The organism is Streptomonospora mangrovi (assembly GCF_027604915.1).
In the GTDB taxonomy this organism is placed as follows: Bacteria; Actinomycetota; Actinomycetes; order Streptosporangiales; family Streptosporangiaceae; genus Streptomonospora; species Streptomonospora mangrovi.
The window spans coordinates 1-21,398 of the sequence record NZ_JAJAQC010000010.1; the positions used below are offsets into that span (position 1 = coordinate 1).

General features: G+C 75.4%; 16 protein-coding genes. 10 read left to right on the plus strand and 6 right to left on the minus strand.

The features are described from left to right. Positions 1 to 64: 64 nt before the first annotated feature. The gene (locus LG943_RS08040) at positions 65 to 1,945 is read right to left on the minus strand and encodes a flagellar basal body-associated FliL family protein (protein ID WP_270071576.1); all 1,881 of its coding nucleotides are present in this window, start codon (positions 1,943 to 1,945) and stop codon (positions 65 to 67) included. A gap of 937 nt (positions 1,946 to 2,882) precedes the next feature. Here LG943_RS08040 and rplM point away from each other — a divergent pair. From rplM to glmM, 3 genes are all read left to right on the plus strand, one after another. Beyond that, positions 2,883 to 3,332 (plus strand): 50S ribosomal protein L13, encoded by a 450-nt coding sequence (gene rplM, locus LG943_RS08045; RefSeq protein WP_270071577.1) that lies wholly within the window; start codon positions 2,883 to 2,885, stop codon positions 3,330 to 3,332. A 35-nt stretch (positions 3,333 to 3,367) separates the two neighbouring features. Further along, positions 3,368 to 3,874: a 30S ribosomal protein S9 gene (rpsI, locus tag LG943_RS08050; protein ID WP_270071578.1), complete on the plus strand. Its 507-nt coding sequence runs from the start codon at positions 3,368 to 3,370 to the stop codon at positions 3,872 to 3,874. A 252-nt stretch (positions 3,875 to 4,126) separates the two neighbouring features. Next, positions 4,127 to 5,479, plus strand: a complete 1,353-nt coding sequence (gene glmM / locus LG943_RS08055) for a phosphoglucosamine mutase (protein WP_270071579.1) — start codon at positions 4,127 to 4,129, stop codon at positions 5,477 to 5,479. Between the two features lie 111 nt (positions 5,480 to 5,590). Here glmM and glmS read toward each other — a convergent pair whose 3' ends face one another. After that, positions 5,591 to 7,441: a glutamine--fructose-6-phosphate transaminase (isomerizing) gene (glmS, locus tag LG943_RS08060; RefSeq protein WP_270071580.1), complete on the minus strand. Its 1,851-nt coding sequence runs from the start codon at positions 7,439 to 7,441 to the stop codon at positions 5,591 to 5,593. Between the two features lie 364 nt (positions 7,442 to 7,805). On the opposite strand from glmS, the gene LG943_RS08065 reads away from it, so the two are divergent. After that, entirely contained in the window at positions 7,806 to 9,713 is a 1,908-nt protein-coding gene (locus tag LG943_RS08065) for a COG1361 S-layer family protein (protein ID WP_270071581.1), read from the plus strand. A 208-nt stretch (positions 9,714 to 9,921) separates the two neighbouring features. Further along, positions 9,922 to 10,827, plus strand: coding sequence for a type I pantothenate kinase (gene coaA / locus LG943_RS08070; RefSeq protein ID WP_270071716.1), 906 nt, complete (start codon positions 9,922 to 9,924; stop codon positions 10,825 to 10,827). 22 nt (positions 10,828 to 10,849) lie between these two features. Here the strand turns inward: coaA and LG943_RS08075 are convergent, their stop codons facing one another. Further along, positions 10,850 to 11,389, minus strand: coding sequence for a DUF4913 domain-containing protein (locus tag LG943_RS08075; RefSeq protein WP_270071582.1), 540 nt, complete (start codon positions 11,387 to 11,389; stop codon positions 10,850 to 10,852). 324 nt (positions 11,390 to 11,713) lie between these two features. Here LG943_RS08075 and LG943_RS08080 point away from each other — a divergent pair, with 324 nt between their 5' ends. Then, on the plus strand, positions 11,714 to 12,352 hold the full coding sequence (locus tag LG943_RS08080; RefSeq protein WP_270071583.1) for a Uma2 family endonuclease: 639 nt from the start codon (positions 11,714 to 11,716) through the stop codon (positions 12,350 to 12,352). Between the two features lie 59 nt (positions 12,353 to 12,411). Then, a complete protein-coding gene (locus LG943_RS08085; protein ID WP_270071584.1) occupies positions 12,412 to 13,905 on the plus strand; it encodes an NAD(P)H-hydrate dehydratase in 1,494 nt (497 codons plus the stop codon). 137 nt (positions 13,906 to 14,042) lie between these two features. On the opposite strand, the gene LG943_RS08090 is transcribed toward LG943_RS08085, so the two are convergent. Continuing rightward, positions 14,043 to 14,582, minus strand: coding sequence for an NUDIX domain-containing protein (locus LG943_RS08090; RefSeq protein ID WP_270071585.1), 540 nt, complete (start codon positions 14,580 to 14,582; stop codon positions 14,043 to 14,045). Positions 14,583 to 14,896: 314 nt separating this feature from the next. On the opposite strand from LG943_RS08090, the gene LG943_RS08095 reads away from it, so the two are divergent. Continuing rightward, on the plus strand, positions 14,897 to 15,958 hold the full coding sequence (locus tag LG943_RS08095; protein ID WP_270071586.1) for an endonuclease/exonuclease/phosphatase family protein: 1,062 nt from the start codon (positions 14,897 to 14,899) through the stop codon (positions 15,956 to 15,958). Here LG943_RS08095 and LG943_RS08100 read toward each other — a convergent pair. Beyond that, entirely contained in the window at positions 15,939 to 17,003 is a 1,065-nt protein-coding gene (locus LG943_RS08100) for a saccharopine dehydrogenase family protein (protein ID WP_270071587.1), read from the minus strand. The two genes, LG943_RS08095 and LG943_RS08100, sit on opposite strands and share 20 nt — an antisense overlap. A 113-nt stretch (positions 17,004 to 17,116) precedes the next feature. Here LG943_RS08100 and LG943_RS08105 point away from each other — a divergent pair, with 113 nt between their 5' ends. Then, entirely contained in the window at positions 17,117 to 18,070 is a 954-nt protein-coding gene (locus tag LG943_RS08105) for a helix-turn-helix domain-containing protein (RefSeq protein ID WP_270071588.1), read from the plus strand. Positions 18,071 to 18,351: 281 nt separating this feature from the next. Beyond that, positions 18,352 to 20,652: a PrsW family glutamic-type intramembrane protease gene (locus tag LG943_RS08110; RefSeq protein WP_270071589.1), complete on the plus strand. Its 2,301-nt coding sequence runs from the start codon at positions 18,352 to 18,354 to the stop codon at positions 20,650 to 20,652. Positions 20,653 to 20,716: 64 nt separating this feature from the next. On the opposite strand, the gene LG943_RS08115 is transcribed toward LG943_RS08110, so the two are convergent. Continuing rightward, positions 20,717 to 21,256 (minus strand): hypothetical protein, encoded by a 540-nt coding sequence (locus LG943_RS08115; protein WP_270071590.1) that lies wholly within the window; start codon positions 21,254 to 21,256, stop codon positions 20,717 to 20,719. Positions 21,257 to 21,398 lie beyond the last annotated feature (142 nt).

Genomic DNA, 21,398 nt, shown 5'->3' on the forward strand with positions numbered 1-21,398 from the left:
ATGCGGCGCCGGGGCACGGGTGTGTGCGCGGCGGGCCGCCGCCGAGGGGGCGGCCCGCGCCCGCTCAGCCGCTCTGCTCGCCCAGGGACTCCAGCGGGATCTCCAGGAAGCCCTCGCTGACCTCGGCCATCTGGTCGGCGCGGCTGTCGTTCACCCGGCCGTCGCTGCCCGCCGCCAGTGAGAACAGCAGGTAGGGGCCCCAGCGGGCGCCTGCCCCGTGGCCGCCGGCGATGTCCATGCGCTCGGCTCCGCTGCCCTCCTCGCCCTGGAGACCGGCGAACCACTGGGTGGTTTCGAGGTCCTGGGCGTCCTGGGCGGTCTGGGCCTCGTCGGGGCTGCCCATCGCGGCGATGCCCACCGTGACGGCCGTGGTCTGGTCCTCGTTGACGTAGGTGGCCCGCACGACCTGCTGGCAGTTGTTGTCGGTGAGGACCGCGCCGTAGTCGCCGTGGGCGGCGGTGTCGCACGCGTCGGTGTCGTCGGTGACGCTCAGCGTGTAGGGCTCGCCCGCGACATCGACGGAGTTGGGGAACAGGTCCCCGGTCTCCAGGGTGGCCGGGGTGTCGGGGGCCTCGGCCGCCGGGCCGCCGGAGCCGCCGAGGCCGCCGGTGGCCAGGAAGAACGCGCCGCCGCCGGCGATGAGCAGCAGCACCAGGAATCCGGCGGCCATCAGCAGCGTGCGCGGCAGGCGGGAGCGGCCGCCGTAGTCGTCGTCATCGTCGTCGCCGATGGCCGACAGGTCGATCTCGGCGGTGCTGGGGCCGCTCTTGCGGCGCGGGGGCGCCTCGTCGCGGAACATCGGGCGCCCGCCGAAGTCGTCCTCCACCCGGTTGATGGCCTGGGTGGCGTCCTCGTCGGCGACGGCGCCGATGTGCTGCGTCTGGGCGCCCGCGTCCGCCGGGAACAGGGGCGCCTCCTCCACGTCGGGGGGCGTGGGGGTGCCCGGCGCGACGACGCGGCCCTGGAGCGGCTGGTTGGGGTTGGGCGGCGGCCCCGGGTGCCCGGTCGGCGGGTGGGGCTGGCCGTAGGGGCCGGCGCCCATGCCCTCGGCGCCGCCGGTGGGCGTGCGGGGACCGCCGGGGGCGCCCATGCCGGGTGCGGTGCCGGGCGGCGGCTGGGGCGGCGCCTGCGGCCCGGGTCCGGCCTGGGGGCCGGGCGCGGCGGGCAGGCCCGCCGGCAGCGCGGCCGGGACCGGCCCGCCCGGGTGCGGGCCGTGCGGCGGCACGCCGGCGGGGCCGGGCGCGCCGGGGCGGCCCGGCGGGACCTGCTGACCCGGCGGCACGGGCCGGCCCGCCGGAGGGGCCGGGGGACCGGCCGGGGGAGCACCCTGCGGCGCGCCGGGGGCCATGGCCGGGTTCCCGCCGGTGGGCACCCGGTAGGGCGAGTTGGGGCCTGAAGGAGACGGCGGCATCGGGGCCTGGCCGCCGGTGGGCTGTCCCTGGAAGGACCGCTGGGGACCCGACATCGCGTGCTGGCCGCCGGTGCCCGGATGCTGGGGCGGCTGGGGCCGCTGCGGTCCGGAGGGGCCGGACGAGGCGGGGTGTCCAGCGCCCGGGTGCGCGGCCCCGGGGCCGGTGGGGATCCGGTAGGGGGTCTGCGGACCGGAGCCCGGGGGCTCGGCCGCCGGCTCCGGACCGGGGTGCGGGGGCCGCGGGGGCTGCCCGGCGAACCCCTGGGGGTCCGGCAGCGGCCGCTGACCGCCGCTTTGCTGCTGCGGCCCGGTCGGCGGGTGGGGCGGGACCCGGCCGCCGGCGGGGTCGGCCAGCGGGCTGTACGGGCCGCCGGCGGGTGCGGAGGGCAGGCCGGGCAGCGGGGGCCGCTGGGGGCCGGAGCCGGCGCCGTGCGGCGGTTGGCCGCCGGTGGGCGCGGCGCCGTAGGGCGCCTGCGGGCCGGAGGGTCCGGTGTGCGGCGGCGCGCCGACGATCGGCCCGCCGGTCAGCGGCATGGTGGGGAAGTGCGGCGGCGCCTGGCCGGGCGGGGGCGCGGCGCCGCCCAGGAGGTCGCCCTCGTCCGCCGGGGGCGCGGGGTGGCGCGGCGGCTGCGGGCCGCGGGTCCGCTCCGCGGACTCCGGGATCGCGGCGGTGTGCCGCGCTTCGGGCCGGCCGTCAGGGCCGGGGCGGCCGTCGTTCGGCTCATTCGGATGCGGTGCGATGGCGGTACTCCGGAGGATGTCCTGGGCGGGGGTGGGCGGGTACGGCGCGGGGCGGGGCCGGGCGCCGCGGAGGGTCGGCCGCGTCGGTCGGGGCGCCGTCGGGACCGGGCGCGGTGCAGCGGAGCGGGCGCCGGGCGGTCCGCGCTTGGGGGTCCGGACCGGTCGGGGGTGCCGGCAGAGGATAGCCCGTCGCCGCGGCGGCGCGCCGCGCCCGGTCCCGGGGCGCGGCGGGCGCGAAGCGGTGCGCGGTGCCCGGGTGGCGGCGCGGCCCGTCGCGGCGGGCGCGTCCGCGTCCCCTCCGACTGTAGCGTCCGGTTCGGGGCGAGGGGGGCCTTATGTCATGGATCCTCCGGTCCGGTGTCGGCCCGCGTGGCACGGTGTTCCGGCGCCGCGCGCTGGTGGTACGGCCAAAGCACTCGCCGGGCAAGGCATAATGAGAGTGGAGTATTCACGTGTCGCCGTGCCGCTGCGGGTCCAGGCATGATCGAGCAGTGTATGATCATCGGTCGTTTTGACCAGAGGTGCGCCCGGCCGATAGAATAGTCCGTCGTTGTGCGTTGAGTTGCCGTGGGTTCCCAGACCTTCCACTTGGGCGCCGATCACGCATCATCGTCCGCACTCACCCGTCGGCTGACCGCCCGCGCAGGCGCGGCAGCCGGACCCGTAATTCGAGTTTTCCATCTCCGTTCGCGGGGATGGGCCCCGCCGACTGAGACGAAGGCTTACGATCGTGCGCACATACAGCCCTAAGCCCAGCGATGTCCAGCGTCAGTGGCACGTCATCGACGCCAGCGATGTCGTGCTCGGCCGGCTGGCCGCCCACGTCGCCACGCTGCTCCGAGGCAAGCACAAGACCTACTACGCGCCCCACATCGACACCGGCGACTTCGTGATCGTCGTGAACGCCGGCAAGGTGGCGCTGACCGGTAACAAGCTCCAGCAGAAGCGCGCCTACCGGCACTCCGGCTACCCCGGCGGTCTGCGTTCCGTGGCCTACGGCGACCTGCTTGAGAAGCACCCCGAGCGCGCCATCGAGAAGGCCGTCAAGGGCATGCTGCCGAAGGGCTCCCTGGGCCGTCAGATGGCCAAGAAGCTCAAGGTGTACGCCGGTGCGGAGCACCCGCACCAGGCGCAGCAGCCGGTGCCCTATGAGATGAAGAAGATCCAGCAGCCCGCCTAGGCGTTCGCGAGACCGAAGGAAGTACGAGGAGAACCGTGGTCGAGCCCACCGGTATCGAAGACGTGGCAACCGAGGAGAACTCCGAGGAGTTCCCCGCCGAGTACACCACCGAGACCCCCGAGTCCGCCGGTGCGGGGTACGTCCCCACCGCTTCGGGCCCCGGCGCCGGCACCGGTCGCCGCAAGACGGCGATCGCGCGCGTGCGCATCCTGCCCGGCGCCGGTGAGTGGCGTATCAACGGCAAGCCGCTGGAGGTGTACTTCCCCGACAAGGTGCACCAGCAGCTCATCAAGGAGCCGCTGGTCGCGCTGAGCCTGGAGGGCGCCTACGACGTCTTCGCCCGGATCAACGGCGGCGGCCCCAGCGGCCAGGCCGGCGCGCTGCGCCACGGCCTCGCCCGCGCCCTCGCCGGGCTGGACCCCGAGAACTTCCGCCCGGTCCTGAAGAAGGCCGGCTACCTCACCCGCGACGACCGCGAGGTCGAGCGGAAGAAGGCCGGTCTCAAGAAGGCCCGCAAGGCCCCGCAGTACTCCAAGCGCTAAGGCGCACGGCCGCGATGCCGCTGCCGTGCTCGGCCGCCGCATCCGGTCATGGCCCGCCCGCCCCCGCTCCGCGGGGGCAGGGCGGGCCATACCTGTTTCCACGGGTCCACCGGCCGCGGGCGGACCGCGTCGCCTTCACCCACCGCGGCACCGTGCTGTCCCACTGCTCTCCCGCCGGTGTCTCACCGCGGCACTGTCGACACTGTCCTTCCGGTCCGCGAGGGCCATCCCAGACGAAGGGGCGATTGGTTCGTGACTCGGCTGTTCGGTACTGACGGAGTCCGCGGGGTCGCCGGACGCGACCTCACCGCCGCGCTGGCGCTGGAGCTGTCCGCCGCCGCCGCGCGGGTGCTCCCCGGCCCCGCCCGCGAGGGCGCCCGCCCCATGGCGGTCGTCGGCCGCGACCCCCGCGCCTCCGGCGAGTTCCTGGAGGCGGCCGTGGTCGCCGGCCTCGCCGCCGCCGGCGTCGACGTGGTGCGGCTGGGCGTGCTGCCCACCCCGGCCGTCGCGTTCCTCACCGAGGAGCTGGGCGCCGACTTCGGGGTCATGCTGTCGGCCAGCCACAACCCCGCGCCCGACAACGGGATCAAGTTCTTCGGCCGCGGCGGGCACAAGCTCGCCGACGCGGTCGAGGACGAGATCGAGGCCGCGCTGGGCGACCCGGCGCCGGGCGCGGTGGGCGGCGCCGTGGGCCGGGTGACCGACGCCCCCGACGGCGCCGAGCGCTACATCCGCCACGTGGTGGACTCCCTGCCGCACCGCCTCGACGGCCTGCGGATCGTGGTGGACTGCGCCAACGGCGCGGCCTCGGCGGTGGCGCCCGAGGCGCTGCGCCGGGCGGGCGCCGACGTCATCGCGATCCACGACACCCCCGACGGCCTGAACATCAACGCCGACTGCGGCTCCACCCACATGGAGCAGCTCCAGGAGGCGGTGCGGCGGCACGGCGCCGACGCGGGCCTGGCCCACGACGGCGACGCCGACCGCTGCCTGGCGGTGGCCGCCGACGGCTCGGTCATCGACGGCGACCAGATCCTGGGCATCCTGGCGCTGGAGTTGCAGGAGTCCGGCCGCCTGGCCAAGGACACCCTCGTCGTCACGGTGATGTCCAACCTCGGCCTGAAGCTGGCCATGCAGGAGGCCGGGATCGCCGTGGTCGAGACCCCGGTGGGCGACCGCTACGTGCTGGAGGCCATGCGCGAGGGCAGCTTCTCGCTGGGCGGGGAGCAGTCGGGCCACGTGGTGCTGCTGGAGCACGCGGCCACCGGCGACGGCCTGCTGACGGGCCTGCACCTGCTGGGCGCGGTGAGCCGGCGCGGGCAGGCGCTGGCCGAGCTGGCGAAGGTCATGACGCGGCTGCCGCAGGTGCTGATCAACGTGCGCGGCGTGGACAAGTCCCGCGCGAAGTCCTCGGCGGCGCTGGCCGAGGCCGTGGCCGCCGCAGAGGCCGAGTTGGGCGAGACCGGCCGGGTGCTGATCCGGCCCAGCGGCACCGAGCCGATGGTGCGGGTGATGGTGGAGGCCGCCGCCGAGGCGCACGCCCAGGAGGTCGCCGAGCGGCTGGCGGGCGTGGTGCGGGCCGACCTCGCCGTCGCCGCGGAGTAGCCGGCCCCAAGCCGAGAGGGCGCGCCCGGGGCGCGAACGCGAAGAGGCGGCCCGCCGTTCGGCGGGCCGCCTCGTGGCGTCCTGGGCGTCCCGGGGGCCGCCGGGCGGCGCCTACTCCACCGTCACGCTCTTGGCGAGGTTGCGCGGCTGGTCGACGTCGTTGCCCTTGGCCAGCGCCAGCTCGCAGGCGAACACCTGCATGGGGATGGTCGCCACGATCGGCTGGAGCAGCGTGGGCACCGCCGGGATCTCGATCAGCTCGTCGGCGTAGGGCAGCACGTCGGCGTCGCCCTCCTCGGCGATGACGATCGTGCGGGCGCCGCGCGCGCGGATCTCCTGGATGTTGGAGACGATCTTGTCGTGCAGCACCCCGCGCCCCTCGCGGGAGGGCACCACCACGACCACCGGCAGGCCGTCCTCGATCAGCGCGATCGGGCCGTGCTTCAGCTCGCCGGCGGCGAACGCCTCGGCGTGCATGTAGGCCAGCTCCTTGAGCTTGAGCGCGCCCTCCAGGGCCACCGGGTAGCCCACGTGGCGGCCCAGGAACAGCACGGTCTCGGCGTTGGCCAGCGAGCGCGCGAGGTCGCGCACCGAGCCGACGGTGTCCAGCACCTTCTCGACCTGCTGGGGCATGTTGGCGAGCTGCTCGATGACGGCGTTGATCTCGTCGCCGTACTTGAGGTTGCGCACCTGGGCGAGGTAGAGGCCCACCAGGTAGCAGGCCACCAGTTGGGTGAGGAAGGTCTTGGTGGCGGCCACGCCGACCTCGGGGCCGGCGTGGGTGTAGAGCACGCCGTCGGACTCGCGCGGGATGGTGGAGCCGTTGACGTTGCAGATGGCCAGCACGCGGGCGCGCTGCTCGCGGGCGTAGCGCACCGCCATCAGCGTGTCCATGCTCTCGCCGGACTGGGAGATCGCGATGACCAGGGTCTGGCGGTCCAGGATCGGGTCGCGGTAGCGGAACTCGCTGGCGACCTCGACCTCGCAGGGGATGCGGCACCAGTGCTCGATGGCGTACTTGGCGATCAGGCCGGCGTGGTAGGAGGTGCCGCAGGCGATGATGACGATCTTCTGGATGTCGCGCAGCTCCGAGGGCGCCAGGCGCATCTCGTCCAGGGTGAGGGTGCCGTCGACCCCGACGCGGCCCAGGAGGGTGTCGGCGACCGCCTGGGGCTGCTCGACGATCTCCTTGAGCATGAAGTAGTCGTAGCCGCCCTTCTCGGCGGCGGAGGCGTCCCAGTCGACGTGGTACTCGCGGACCTCGGCGGGGTTGCCGTCGTAGTCGGTGACGGTGACGGAGTCGCGGCGCAGCTCCACCACCTGGTCCTGGCCCAGCTCGACGGCGTCGCGGGTGTGGGCGATGAACGCGGCCACGTCGCTGGCCAGGAAGTTCTCGCCGTCGCCGCGGCCCACCACCAGCGGGGAGTTGCGGCGGGCGGCCACCACCAGGTCGGGCTGGCCGGCGTGGACGGCGACCAGGGTGAAGGCGCCCTCCAGCTTGCGGCAGACCGCGCGCATGGCGGCGGGCAGGTCGCCGTTCTGGGCCTTGACCTCCTCGCCGAGCAGGTGCGCGGCCACCTCGGTGTCGGTCTCGGAGGTGAACTTGCAGCCGCGCTCCTCCAGCTCCAGGCGCAGGGAGGCGAAGTTCTCGATGATGCCGTTGTGGATCACGGCCACCCGGTTGTCGTTGTCGACGTGGGGGTGGGCGTTGACGTCGGTGGGGGCGCCGTGGGTGGCCCAGCGGGTGTGCCCGATGCCGATGCCGTCGGCCGAGCGCGGGTGCTCCTCCAGCGCCGCCTTGAGGTTGGCGAGCTTGCCCGCGCGCTTCTCGGTCTCGATCCGGCCGTCGGCCACAACGGCGACGCCCGCGGAGTCGTAACCCCGGTACTCCAACCTTTTGAGGCCGTCCACAACGACTTCGAGCGCCGGTTGCGGCCCGACGTAGCCAACGATTCCGCACATGGCCGCCAGCGTAGCCAATGAACCGGGGTTCCCCGACCGTCCTGCCTCCAGACCAATGCACATTTTCCCAGGTAAGGGTATAGACCATTTGGTTGCCCCGGTAAGACCGCGCACGTCAGGGCGCACGGCGGGGGTCCGGGGGCGGCGCGCGGGGGCCGGATCGCGGAAAGGTAAAAAAATCCGTTCCCGTCCGGTTCGGGGCGCCGCGTCCGGGTCGCTCCCCCGACCCGGGTCGGGGGCCGCCCATCGTCCGCTAAAGATCTGGCCAGCACTTCCTCGCCGCCCGTGTCCGGCCGGTGGCGCGGCGGAGCGGCCCCGCCAGGATCGAGGCGTCGAGGAGCGGGAGAGCCGAGTGGGGAGAACCATGGCGAGGTCGGGCACGCGCGGGGCGGCCCGTGCCGTCCGGGCGGCGGCGGCACTGGTGCTGGTGGCGGGATGGGGACTGAGCGGCCCGGCCGCAGCGGAGACGACGGGGGCGGCGGGGCCGGTGGCGGTGCCGGACGCGGCGGAGGCGGCGCGGACGGCCCAGGCGCCGGGCGCGCCGGCGGGAGCCGGGGGCGCGGCGGGAGCGGCGGGCATGGCGGCGGCCGGGGTGGCGGTGGGCGCGGGTGCGCCCGCCGGCGCCGGGGCGCCGGTGGAGGCGCACGAGGCGGTCCCGCCGGCGGAGCCGGCGGCGGGGGACCCGGTCGCGGCGGAGCCGGGCGGCGGCGCGGGCGCCGAGGACGCCGGTGCGGCAGAGGGCGCCGCAGAGGCGCCGGGTACACCGGCCGAGCCCGCCGCGGGCACCCGGGGCGGCGAGGCCGCCGAGGAGCGGGAGCCGCAGGTCGCCGGTCCGCTGTCGCTGAGCAAGAGCGTCTCACCCGACCCGATGGTCATCGGCGACACGGCGACCTACACCATCACCGTGACCAACCCCGGCGACGAACCCGCCGAGGACGTCGTGGTCACCGACCAGCTCGACCCCAACGTCACCTTCGTGTCGGCGCCGGGCTGCACGGCGGCGGGGCAGACGGTGACCTGCGGCGGGGCGGGCACGACCGTCGCGCCGGGGGAGTCGGTCACCTACACCGTCACCGTCCGGGTGGACCCCGGACTCGCCGACGGCACCAACATCACCAACCGCGCCGAGGTGGCGTCGGCCAACGCCGGATCGGACTCCACCCAGCTCATCAGCCAGACGCAGACCCAGACCGACGTGGTGATCGACAAGACCGCCGACGCGGCCACGGTCAACCCGGACGGCACCATCACCTACACGATCACCGTGACGAACGAGGGGCCGTCGGAGGCCGTGGACGTCACCGTGCAGGACCCCACCAACGGCAACCTCACGACCATCGTGGACCTGCCGCCGGAGTGCCCGCCCAGCGGGCTCACGGTGACCTGCCCGCTGGGGACCCTGCAACCCGGTGAGACGGTGACCCTGGAGTTCACCGTGCGGGTCAACGACGACGTGGCCGAGGGGACGCGCATCGTCAACTGCGCCACGGTCTACACGGGCAGCCGCGAGACCACCACCGAGAACAACGACTCCTGCGCCGACACCGACGTGGGTCCGTCGGTGGACGCAGTGACCGACATCGCGGTCGAGAAGTCGGCGCCCGCGACGGTGGCCCCCGGCGGCGAACTGGTCTACACGGTGACCGTCACCGACACCGGGAGCCAGACCGCGAGCGGCGTCGTGCTGGAGGACCCGATCGACACCGACCTCGCCACGGTCGAGGAACTGCCCGAGGAGTGCCGCCTGGAGGGCTCCGAGATCGTGTGCGACCTGGGCGACCTGCAACCGGGGGAGAGCCGGGAGTTGACGTTCGTGCTGCGCGTGGACCCCGGTGCCGAGGCGGGCACGCACCTCGCCAACTGCGCCGTGGGGCACACCGACACGCCCGAGACGGACGCGGACAACAACTCCGCCTGCGTCGACGTGGCGGTCGAGGACGGCGATCCCGAGCCGAGCCCGAGCCCGTCGCCCAGCCCGGAGCCGACCCCGAGTCCGTCGCCGAGTCCGTCGCCCGACCCGACCGGCGACCCCACGCCCGGCCCGTCGCCCGACCCGACCGGGGACCCCACCCCCGACCCCACCGGCGACCCGCTCCCGCCCGGCTACGGCGGTGACGGCGACGATGACGGCTACGGGGACGGAAAGGGCGACGACGAGGAGAAGCCCGACACCGGCCTGCCAGTGACCGGCGGCGGCCTCGGCGCGCTGGCGGCGCTGGGCGTGCCGCTCGCCGGAATCGGGCTCGCGCTGCGGCGCCTGGCGGGGAGCTAGCCGGCCACCGCACCACCGCACCGCCGGGCCGCCCGCCGGCCGTCCGGCACCGGCGCCCCGGGGCACACCCGCCCCGGGGCGCCGCGCGTGTGCCCAGGTCAGCGGCTGCTACCCGGCCCCGGACAGGGGCGGGCCGCAGGTCAGCGGGCGGGCTCGTCTAGTGTGGGCAGACGTGGCGCAGATGAAGAGCGGCTTCTCAACGCCGTATGTGGAACTCGACCGGCAGGCGTGGGCGCAACTGCGCGACACCACGCCCCTGCCGCTGACCGAGGCTGAGCTGGAGGGGCTGCGCGGCACCACCGACCCCACGTCGCTGGACGACGTCCGCGACATCTACCTGCCGCTGTCGCGCCTGCTCAACCTCTACGTCCGCGCCACCCGCCAGCGGCACGGCGCGGTGCGCGACTTCCTCGGCGAGGACGACCAGCCCGCGCCGTTCATCATCGGCGTGGCCGGAAGCGTCGCGGTGGGCAAGTCCACCACCGCCCGGCTGCTGCGGACCCTGCTCGCGCAGTGGCCCGACCACCCCAACGTGGAACTGGTCAGCACCGACAACTTCCTCTACCCCAACGCGGTGCTGGAGGAGCGGGGGACCATGAACCGCAAGGGGTTCCCCGAGAGCTACGACCGGCGGGCGCTGGTCCGGTTCGTGTCGGAGATGAAGGCCGGGGCGGCGCGGCTGGAGATCCCGGTGTACTCCCACCTGGCCTACGACATCGTGCCGGGCCGCACCCAGACGGTGCACCGGCCCGACATCCTGATCGTGGAGGGCATCAACGTGCTCCAGCCGCCGCTGCCGGGGCGGCTGGCGGTGGCCGACTTCTTCGACTTCTCGATCTACGTCGACGCCAAGGTGGAGCACATCCGCTCCTGGTACCTGGACCGGTTCCTGGAGTTGCGGCGCACCGCGTTCTCCGACCCGCGCTCCTACTTCCACGCCATGGCGACCTCGATCGGCGAGGAGGAGGCGGTGGGGTTCGCCACCGGCGTGTGGCGCACGATCAACGAGGTCAACCTGGTCGAGAACATCCTGCCGACGCGGGGCCGGGCCACCCTGGTGCTCTACAAGGGCGGCGACCACGCGGTGCGCCGGGTGCGGCTGCGCAAGACCTGAGGCGCGCGGCGCCGGTGGCGGCTCAGGCCGACGCGGAGCGGCGCCGCTCGACGTGGCCCATCGCCCGGGAGCAGGCGGCGAACGGCCCCCGCGCCGAGCGCAGCCGGTCCAGCACCGGGTCGAGGTGGTCGCGGTGCCACACGCCCGGCCCGGAGGGGCCGGAGATCCGGGTGTCGGCGAGTTCGTCGTAGGCCAGCCGCAGCGCGTGCAGGCGGCCGACGGCCTCGTGGTGCTCCCACCAGACGGGGCACCAGGCGGTGCCGTCGGCGGGGTCGTCGTCGTGGGGCTCGCCGACGTAGACCGGGACGAGGAAGTCGTTCACCCACCGCACGAGGTCGGCCAGTTCGCCCTTGTAGGCGTCGCGGGACATGTTGAAGATGAACGGCGTGGGGTCGGGGTCGCCGTCGCCGGACTCCTCCGGCCGAGGTGCCGCGGCGAACTCGCTCAACTGGGTTTGCAGCCGGATGACGTCGGCCCCGAGGCGGTGCATGGCGTTTTGCAGGTTGGCCACGCGCTCGGAGAGCCCGTCAGAGGTGAGCATGCGGTCGTCTGTGGAGGTCATGCGGTTCGTCCCGTGCTGCTGTCCGTGTCCGGGCGGGGCTCCCGGGCTGCTGGTTCCGTGTCGGGCGCGTACCGGGGGGTCCCGGTGCGGTTGTCAGGGCTTCCCTCGACGGTACGCCACCCCCGGCGCTGCCGGGTCCGGGCGGTGGCCCCGCGCGGCGCGCCGCCGCGCACGCCCGCGTGAGCGGGTTCTGACGAGGCGCGATGGGTATGATCCGAAACCGCCGCGGTGTGCGGCCGGGCCGATTGGCGAACTCGCTGTTACGGGGTGACACGGATGGCTACTCTGGGCGACGAAAACGATCCGACAGCCGAAGGTAGTGAGATGGGCGTGCTCTCCGCGACCGAACCCCAGGCCCAGCCCGCGTCCACGGCGGAGCCGGGGGAGCCTGCCTTGACCCGGACGTGGCCGTTGCCTCCCCCTGAGGGCTTTACCGCCGACGACCTCGACCGGATTCCGGATCTCCCTCCGCACACCGAGCTCATCGACGGGAGTCTGGTTCTAGTGAGTCCGCAGAAATTGTTTCACACGCGGATAATTTCCCTGCTGGAGCGCCAGTTGTGGGAACAGGCGCCCGCCGAGTACTTCATCAGCCGGGAGATGAGTGTCACCATCACCGAGCGGCAGCGCCTTGAGCCGGACATCTCGGTGAGTGAAGGCGCGCCGGATGGCGGTGACGAGGCGACGTCTCTCTCCGTGGAGTCGCTCGTTGTCGCGGTCGAGGTCGTCTCCCCCGAATCCCAGGTGCGCGACCGGGAGCGCAAGCCGCAGATCTATGCGAAGGCGGGGGTGCGGCACTTCTGGCGAGTGGAAAACGAGAAGGGAGAACCCGTTATCTACGTGTACGAACTGGATGATGTCACCGGCACCTATGTACCGACCGGAATTCACCGGGAACACCTGAAGCTGCGCGTGCCGTTCGACATGGACATCGATCTCCTGGAGCGGCGCCCCAAGCGCTGACCTCTCGGGCGCTGGCGTAGGAGCCGCCGTCCGCCCACACCGCACAAGGGAGTTGGGACGTGCGCTACGCACACACGGTCGACACCGTGCGCAAGGCCGAGGGCGGGCTCATGGCCCGGCTTCCCGACGGCGCGCTGATGCGGCGGGCGGCGGCGGGGCTGGCCGCCGTGTGCGCGCGGATGCTGCCCCGCACCTACGGCGCGCGGGTGGTGCTGCTCGTGGGCGGCGGCGACAACGGCGGCGACGCCCTCTACGCCGGGGCGCTGCTCGCCCGGCGCGGCGCGGCGGTGCGGGCCGTGCTCGCCGGGTCGCGGGTGCACCAGGGCGGGCTCGCCGCGCTGCGCGGCGCGGGCGGGCGCACGCTCCCGGCCCCGGCGGGCGACGGCGTCGGCGACTCCCCGGCCGCCGCCGAGATCGCGGCGGCCGACCTCGTCGTCGACGGCCTCGTGGGCATCGGCGGCCGGGGCGGGCTGCGCGCGCCCCACGCCGCGCTGGCGGCGCTGGCGGGCGCGGCCGAGGCCCCGGTGGTGGCCGTCGACCTCCCCAGCGGCATCGACCCCGACACCGGCGCGGTCGAGGGTCCTGCGGTGCGCGCCGACGTCACCGTCACCTTCGGCACCCACAAACCCGGCCTGTTCGTGGACCCCGGCGCCGCCCGCGCGGGCGTGGTGGAGTGCGTCGACATCGGTATCGGCCCCGAACTCCCCGGGCCGTGCCTGGAGGTCCCGCAGAGCGCCGACATCGCGGCGCTGCTGCCGCGCCCCACCGCCGAGTCCGACAAGTACCGGCGCGGCGTGCTGGCCATGGCGGTGGGCTCCGACCGCTACCGGGGGGCGGCCGTGCTGGCGGTGGGCGGCGCGCTGCGCATGGGTGTGGGCATGGTCCGCTACGCGGGCACCCAGGGCGCCGTCACCGAGGTCCTGCACCACTGGCCCGAGGTCGTGGCCTCCGCCCTGGACCCCATGGACCCCGTGGGCTCGCTGCCGCGCAGGGTAGGCGCGTGGGTGGTGGGGTCGGGGCGGGGGCTGCACCCGATGGCCGTCGCCGAACTGGAGGCCGTGCTGGACAGCCCGCGCCCGGTGCTGGCCGACGCCGACGCCCTCACCCTCATCGGCAAGGACCCCCGCCTGCTGCGGGACCGGTCGGCGCCCACGCTGATCACCCCGCACGCCGGTGAACTCGCGCGGCTGCTGCCCGGCACCGAACGCGAGGACATCGAGGCCCACCGCCTCGACCACGCCGCCCGCGCGGCCGACGAGTACGGCTGCACGGTCCTGCTGAAGGGCTCCACCACGGTCATCGCCGAGCCCGGCCACCCCGCGATCGCCAACCCCACGGGCAGTCCCCTGCTGGCCACGGCGGGCAGCGGCGACGTCCTGTCCGGCATGGTCGGCGCCCTGCTGGCGAGCGGCCTCACCCCCCGCGAGGCCGCCATGTGCGGCGCCTACCTCCACGGCCTGGCCGCCCGCCTGGCCCACGACGGCGCGGCGGTCTCGGCCTCCGACCTCTTCGACGCGGTCCCCCGGGCGGTCGCCGCAGTGGCCGAACACTGAGGGGCCGGGCGGCGCGGTCGGTTCGGGGCAGCCGGGGCGGGTCGCGGTCGGGTCGCCATCAGCCGAGGTGGCTTCGCGGCCGGTTGGAGTCATTCGCAGTCGGCAAGGTCGGCCGAGTTGGGCGCGGCCAGGGGTAGTCAGTCGCGCACGGTCGGGGGCGCGCCCGGGAGGTCGCGGGCGCTCGCCAGGCCCTTGGCGGCCACGTCGGCGACGAACGTGTCGCCGGGATCGCGGGCATCGTGCAGCAGGCCCAGGTCGTCCTCGGTGATCCAGGCGAACTCGGTGTGCTTGCCGGGTTCCAGGCGCGGGGCGGCCAGGTCGCCGTCCACCCGCACCAGGTAGTCCATCTCGTGCCGCTCCACACCGTCGTCGGGCGTCCACACCAGCCGGTGCAGTTCGGCGAGCACACCCGCCAGCCGCCAGCCGGTCTCCTCGGCGATCTCGCGGCGCATGGCCTGGACCATGGTCTCGCCGGGCTCGACATGCCCGCCGACCAGGTCCCAGCAGCCGGGGAACAGCCGCCGGTCGGGTGAGCGGCGCTGCACGAACACCCGTCCCCGCCCGTCGGTGATCACGGCGCCCACCACCCAGGTCCGGCCGTCGCCGGTGTCGGGGAACGCGATCCCCTCGGCCACCGCGACGCCTTCGGTGCCGGTGCCTTCGGTGCCCTCGGCCATGTTCCCGCGCCTCCTCGTCCTCGCCGACGCCGTCCGTGCCGCGCCCCGGCGCGCCGCGCGCGGTGCCCGTCCTGCCGGGCGCCGTCCGGACCAAGCGCCGGGCACGCGCGGGCGTGCGCTGCGGGTGTCGGAACCGGGGGAGCGGGTGTCGCACCACCGCCCCGCCGCCGCACCACTGGGCCGCCCGGACCGCCGGGAACGGCCCGTGACCGGATTGGGCCGTATGTCCTAAGTCTGGATTCGCCTGTCACCGGGGTGGTACACCAGAACAGTAGGCGACGAAGCCGACGCGAGGGACAAGGACGGGGGCGGCCGTGGACCGAGCTGTCGACACCGGTGCCCCCGGCCGGGCCGTTCCGCGCGGCCCCGCTCCTCCGCCCACACGGGCCGCCGGCTCCGGCCCCGAGCGTCGGTCGCGCCCGCCGCGCCCCCGCTGGACCGCCGTCGTCGCGGTCGGCTGCCTGGCGCCCTGGGGCGCGTGGGCGGTCGTCCGGCTCCTCGGCCTGGAGGCGGGCTTCCTCCCGGTCGCGCTGATGGCGTTCACGCCCTACGTCGCGGCCACCGCCTGCGTGCCGCTCGCGCTGGCGCTGCTGGCCCGGCGCTGGTCGGCCGCCCTGGCGGCCGGAGCCGTGGCCGCCGCGCTGGCCTGCTGCGTCCTGCCGCGCGCCCTGCCCGGGCCGCAGCCCCAGCCCGCGCCGACCGGGCCGCGCCTCACCGTCATGACGGTGAACATGTACTACGGGCTGGCCGACCCCGAGGCCCTGGTGCGGCTGGTGCGCGAGTACGGCGTGGACGTGCTCAGCCTTCAGGAGCTGACCCCGCAGTCGGCCGACGCGCTCAGCCGCGCCGGGCTGCGCGCGGCGCTGCCGCACGAGGTCGCCTACGCCGCCAGCGGGCCGGTCGGCGGTGCGGTGTACTCGTCTTACCCGCTCACCGATCGCGGTCGGCCGCCCACGGAGCACTTCGCCATGCCGCGCGCCGAGGTGGAGGTGGCGGGCGCGCCGCCGGTCGAGGTCGTCGCGGCGCACCCGATGCCGCCGGTCGGCTCCAGCGCGATGGAGGAGTGGACGGCGTCGCTGCGGGAGCTGCCCGACGCCACCCCCGACGGTGCCCTGCGCATCCTGGCGGGCGACTTCAACGCCACCCACGACCACGCGGAGTTCCGGGCGCTGCTGGAGTCCGGTTACACCGACGCCGCGGCGGCGACCGGCGACGGCTGGCACCCCACCTGGCCCTCCGACGGCTCGCTGCCGGGCACGGTCCTCGACCACGTCCTGGTCGACCGCCGCGCCGCCGTCGAGCACACCGACGTGCACACCATTCCGGGCAGCGACCACCGCGCCGTGGTCGCCACCCTCACGCTCCCCGCCGCCTGAGCGCACCGTCAACGGCCGCCTGGGGCAGGTCCACCGAGACGTGCGCCGACAGCGAGTTCAGGAAGTCGGGCGCGTCGAACGCCGCGCCCGCCGAGGCCACGCCCGCCGTCCTGGTCCGGCCGGTGAGGGCGCGGTCCACCGCCTCCACCACCAGCGGCGCGGTGACGGCGTAGATGTCCCGGCCCCGCGCCACGGCGCGCCGCTCCTCGCCTCCGCGCCGCACGACCACGTCGACCAGGAAGGTCTGGTCCGAGCGGCCCTGGTCGTCGGCCGGGGCCGGGCCCGGCGTGTCGGGGGCCGTGACCTGGCGCGCGGCCTCGGCCGCCATGTAGGTGCGCACGTCGGGGACGGACAGGTGGCTGGGCAGCGTGACGATGTCGGCCATCGAGAACTCCCCGACGACGGGCCGGGGCCCCAGCGGCCGGGGGAAGGGCCACTCCAGGGTCGGCGGGTCGTCGCGGCGGTACTCCAGCCGTCCCCCGGCGAAGCGGACGCGGCGGCCGCCTCGCCGCTCACGCGAGACCGCGCCCGCGGCGCGGGTCCCGGCGGTGGGGTGCCACCCGCTCAACCCGTAAGCGACGTGCGCCTCGTCGGCGGCCGTCCAGTCGCCCATCGCGGCGGTGGCGAGCAGGTCGCCGAGCCCGCCGAAGAAGGCCATCGCGGGCACCACCAGGGCTCCGGCGGCGCGGGCGCGGTCGGCGAAGTGCGCGAACGTGTCGGCGTTGGCCTCGATCTCGGCGGCCACGTCCAAGTAGGGGATGCGGGCGCGCAGCGCCGCCTCGATCACGGGGGCGGCCGTGGCGGCGAAGGGCCCGGCGCAGTTGATAACGGCCGCGGCGCCGGCCAGCGCGCGGTCGAGCGCGCGTGGGTCCCCGACCGGCGCGGGGCGGGCCTCCAGCCCGGTCTCGGCCGCCAGCGCGGCGAGCCGGCCGGCGTCGCGCCCGGAGAGGACCGGGGTGAACCCGCGTTCGCCCAGCCGCGCCACCACAAAGCGCCCGGTGTGCCCGTAGGCGCCGTACACCGCCACTGTCTGCCCTGATCCCACGGGCTCTCCTCAAGGTCCGCATGTTCCGCCGCGGCGGTCTGTCGTGATCATCCTGGCAAGCGCGGGCGCGCCCGGCGAGTGTCCGGAACGCCAATACACGTACAGTTTCGGACATGACCTCCGTCGCGTTGGCCGTCACCGACGGCATGCTGCACTTTGAGCTGGCCCTGGCCGCCGAAGTCTTCGGGTCCGCGCCGCCGGCCCTGGCCGGAGCCTGGTACCGCCTCGCCGTCTGCGGTCCGAGGCCCGTGCGGGTCGGCCGGTTCCGAGTGGAGCCCGACCACGGCCTCGACCACCTTGCGCGCGCCCACACCGTGATCGTCCCGGGCTGGGCCGACGTGGACGTGGACCCGCCCGCCGACCTGGTCGAGGCGGTGCGCGCGGCCCACGCGGCGGGCGCGCGCGTGGCGTCCCTGTGCACGGGCGCGTTCGTACTGGCCGCCGCCGGACTGCTGGACGGCGGACGCGCGACCACGCACTGGGCGCACACCGCCGCCCTGGCCGCGCGCCATCCCCGGGTGACCGTGGACCCCGACGTCCTGTACGTGGACAACGGCCGGGTGCTCACCTCGGCGGGCAAGGCCGCCGCCATGGACCTGTGCCTGCACCTGGTCCGCCGTGACCACGGGTCCTCGGCCGCCAACGCGGCCGCGCGCCGCCTGGTCGTGCCGCCGCACCGCGACGGCGGCCAGGCCCAGTTCGTCACCGCCCCCGTTCCCGAGCCGGGCCACCACCCGCTCGCCGACCTGCTGCCCTGGGCGATCGAGCGGCTTGACCGCCCGCTGACCGTCGCGGATCTGGCCCGTCAGGCGCGGATGAGCGCGCGCAACCTGGGTCGGCACTTCCGGGCGGTGACCGGTACGACCCCGCTGCGGTGGCTGCTGGCCCAGCGCATCCGCCTGGCCCAGGAACTGCTGGAGACCACCGACGACGGCATCGACATCATCGCGGCGGCCACCGGCATGGGCACCGCGGCGACCCTGCGCCGGCACTTCAACCGGACCGTGGGCGTGCCGCCCGACACCTACCGCCGCACCTTCCGCGCGCGGGCCCGGCTCGCGGGGTGAGTCGCCCGCCCCGGATCGGAACGGACCTCAAACCGCGCACCCGTGCGCTGACCTCGCCCGCCGCGTGAGGGAGCGGCCGGATAGCCCACGGGCTGGAGCATCGGGGCGGCGCGGGCGGGGGGCTCCGCGATAGCGTAGGCGCTCGCCTCCGTTTCCCGGGTGCGTGGCCCCCCGCCCCGCACGCGCCGCGCGGAGGCGGACCTCTCGACTCCTCCGGGGCCGCGCCCGCCGCAGGGACACCGGTGGCGGGCCGGTGCCCGGCACACCGCCGTAGGGGGCTTATGGACGACCAGGCCATGATCACCCGCGACCTCGCGCTGCGGGTGTGCGGCAACGCCACCGAGTTCGACGCAAGCTGGATCGAGGCCGACTCCAAGACCGTCGTCCCCTTCACGGCCCCCCGCGACACCGCGCTGATCGAGCGGGTCGTGGCCGCCGGTCGGGCGCTCGGTGTGGAGCGACTGCTGGTCTGCCGCACCCGCGCCGAGTACGCCTACGAGCCCGTCACCGAGGTCGCCGCCGACTCCCGCAGCGTGGTGCACGTGATCCGCAGTTGGGGCTCCGAACCCACCGACGTGCTCGTCGCCGTCGAGGACCTCTCCGCCGCCGTGATCGTGACCGCCACGACGCTGACCGTGGCCGCCGGACCCGAGGACTTCCTGCGCCCCCTGGTGGGCGCCGACATCGAGGCCGCGCGCACCGCGTTCGCCGAGGAGGCGCGCGAGACCCGCGACCCCGAACTCCTGCGCGCCGCCCAGCAGTACAACTGCCTGGAGACCGGCGCCCGCCACGCCCGAGCGCCGCGCGGGCCGGGTCCCGACCTCGCCGAGCGCCTCACCGTGCGGGCGGCGGCCCGGCGCGAGAGCGGCGCCGCCGGTCCGCTGCGGACCCTGCGCGGCGCATGGGCCTGGGCCATGCTCGCCGTGCTGCTGGCCGCCCCCTTCTTCGTGCCCGGCACCGCCGCAGCCGTGCCGGTGGCGGCGGGCGCGCTGTGGCTCCTGGCCCAGTTGGCGTGGCTGTCGCGGTCGCGCACCGTGGCGTTCGCGACGCTGGTGCGCGTCCTGCTGCTGGGCGCGCTGCTGGTGTGGCCGGTCGCCCTGGTGGAGAACGCCGCCTCGGCCGCCCTGGGTGTGGAGACGTGGGTGTCGGCCACCTACATCGCCGTGGCCGTGGAGGAGGCGGCCAAGCTGCTGCCGCTGCTCCTGCTGCGGATCCCCGCCCGCCGCCGCTTCCGCCGCATGGCCGCCGTGGACTACCTGCTGCTGGCCGCCGCCTCCGGCGCCGGATTCCAGCTCGCCGAGACCCTGCTGCGCGCCCTGCCGCAGGGGCCGTGGGGCGGCGTGGTGCCGCTGCCCGCGCCCGCGCTGCTCGCGTTCCTGCCCGGCGGCGTGGTGATGCCGCACGCGGGCGTGGAGTTCGCCGGGCACGCCGTGCTCACCGGCCTGATCGGCGCGGGCATCGGCCTGGCCGTGGTGGGCCGCCGCCGCCACGGCCTGTGGCTGTGGCTGGTGCCGTTCGCGGCGGTGTGGCTGGCGGTCCTGGACCACATGGTGTTCAACGCCGCCGTCGCCGAGGTCGAGTTGGGCGCGCCGCTGGAGCTGCACCCGGCCACGGCCGTGTTCTACGGGCTCACCGGCTCCGGCGGGGCGGCCCGGTGGCTGCTGGCGGCGCTGCTGCTGTGGTGCGTGCTGCTGGACTACCGGATGGCGCGCGCCGCCGCCGACGTCACCCCGCCGCTGCCGGGCGAGCCCCCGCTGGGCGGGCTGCGCCGCCGGGCCTACGGCCGGGCGATCCGGCTCGGCGTGCGCGTGCCCGGCGACATCGCGCCGGTGTTCCGCTGGGCCGCGCTGGTGTGGGCGCGGCTGCCGCTGCGCCTGGCGCTCACGGCCTCGGCCGTGCTCCACGAGGCGGCGGTGCAACTGGTGGCCGCCCGGCGCGGGCTGGGCGAACTGGGCACGGCCTGGCGGTTCCTGCGGGAGCGCCGGGCCTACGCGATGGGCGCCGCGCGGTCGGGGGACCGGCCCTGGCGGCGGTTCCCGCCCCGCGAGGAGCTGCGCTCGGTGGCCCAGCGGCTGGAGGAGTCGCTGCTGGGCGGTGCCGCCGCCGTTGCCGCCGCGGCGGCGGTGGTGGTGGCCGCCGCGGTGGTGGGGGCGGGGTGGCCGCCCGCCGGGCCGGAGAGTGCGCTCGGACCCGGTCGGGCGGCCGCCGGCTACGCGGCGGAGGCCGTACGCCACGCGGACGGCTGGCAGGACCGCGCCGCCGAAGCGGCCGGGGCCCTGCCCCCGACCGCCCCCGCCTACGCGGCGGAGGCGGTGTCTCATGGCCAGGGGTGGTACGCCGCGCTGCCACCGGCCCAGGTGCCGTGGGTGTGGGCGTGGTGCGTGGCGCTGGTGAGTCTGCTGGCGGTGGGGTGGTCGGTGCCGCACGCCTATCCGCGCCTGCGGGTGTTCCTGCGCGAACCCGGCCGGATGGCGGGGCGGGTGCTGGGGGCGTTCGCGCCGGGGCAGGTGCCCTACGCGATTGCGGGGCTGGCGGGGCTGCTGCTGCCGCGCGGGGTGGACCGGCTGCTGCGGCACCGCTGAGGCGCGCGGTCGGTCCTCCGGCCGCGCGCCCGGCCGCGCCTACGGGCGGTGGCCCGTGCGCGGGTCAGTCGCCCTGGTGGCCGCGCCAGCCCCGGTTGTCGCCGACCGCGTCGCGGTCGGCGTCGGGGCCGTGCTCGTGGCCGTGGCCGTAGCCGTAGTAGCCGTCGTGGCCGTGACCGTCCTTGACGTCGCCGTGGCCGTGACCGTCCTTCACGTCACCGTGACCGTGGCCGTCCTTCACGTCGCCGTGGCCGTCGTGACCCGGCTTGCCGGAGTCGTGGCCGGGGCCGGGCTTGCCGGATTCGGGCCCGGCCTCGGGGCCGCGCACGACGTCGTGGCCGTCCTGCCCGTGGCCGGGTCGGCCGGAGTCGTGGCCTTCGTGACCTTCGTGGCCCGGCTTGCCGTGGTCGTGGCCGTAGTAGCCGTCGTAGTCCTTGCCCCATGCGCCGCGCTCCTGCGGCATGGTCTCCTGGTGGTCCCGATGCTCGTGGCCGTAGTATCCGTTCGCGCCGTCGGCCTGCGCCGAGGCTGCGCCGGCCATGGCGATGGCGGCACCGGCGGCGGCGCAGAAGGCGGCGGTGGCGACGGTTCGTTTCAGAGACACGAAGGATCCCCTCGGTAATCAGTTGACTACTGACGGTGACAACTGTAATCAGTCGTGCCGCACACCACCAGCACCGTCCACAAGGGGGCGAACCGGCGTGTCCGCCGCGCCGCGCGGCATCGTAACCGCAGGTCAGACGGGA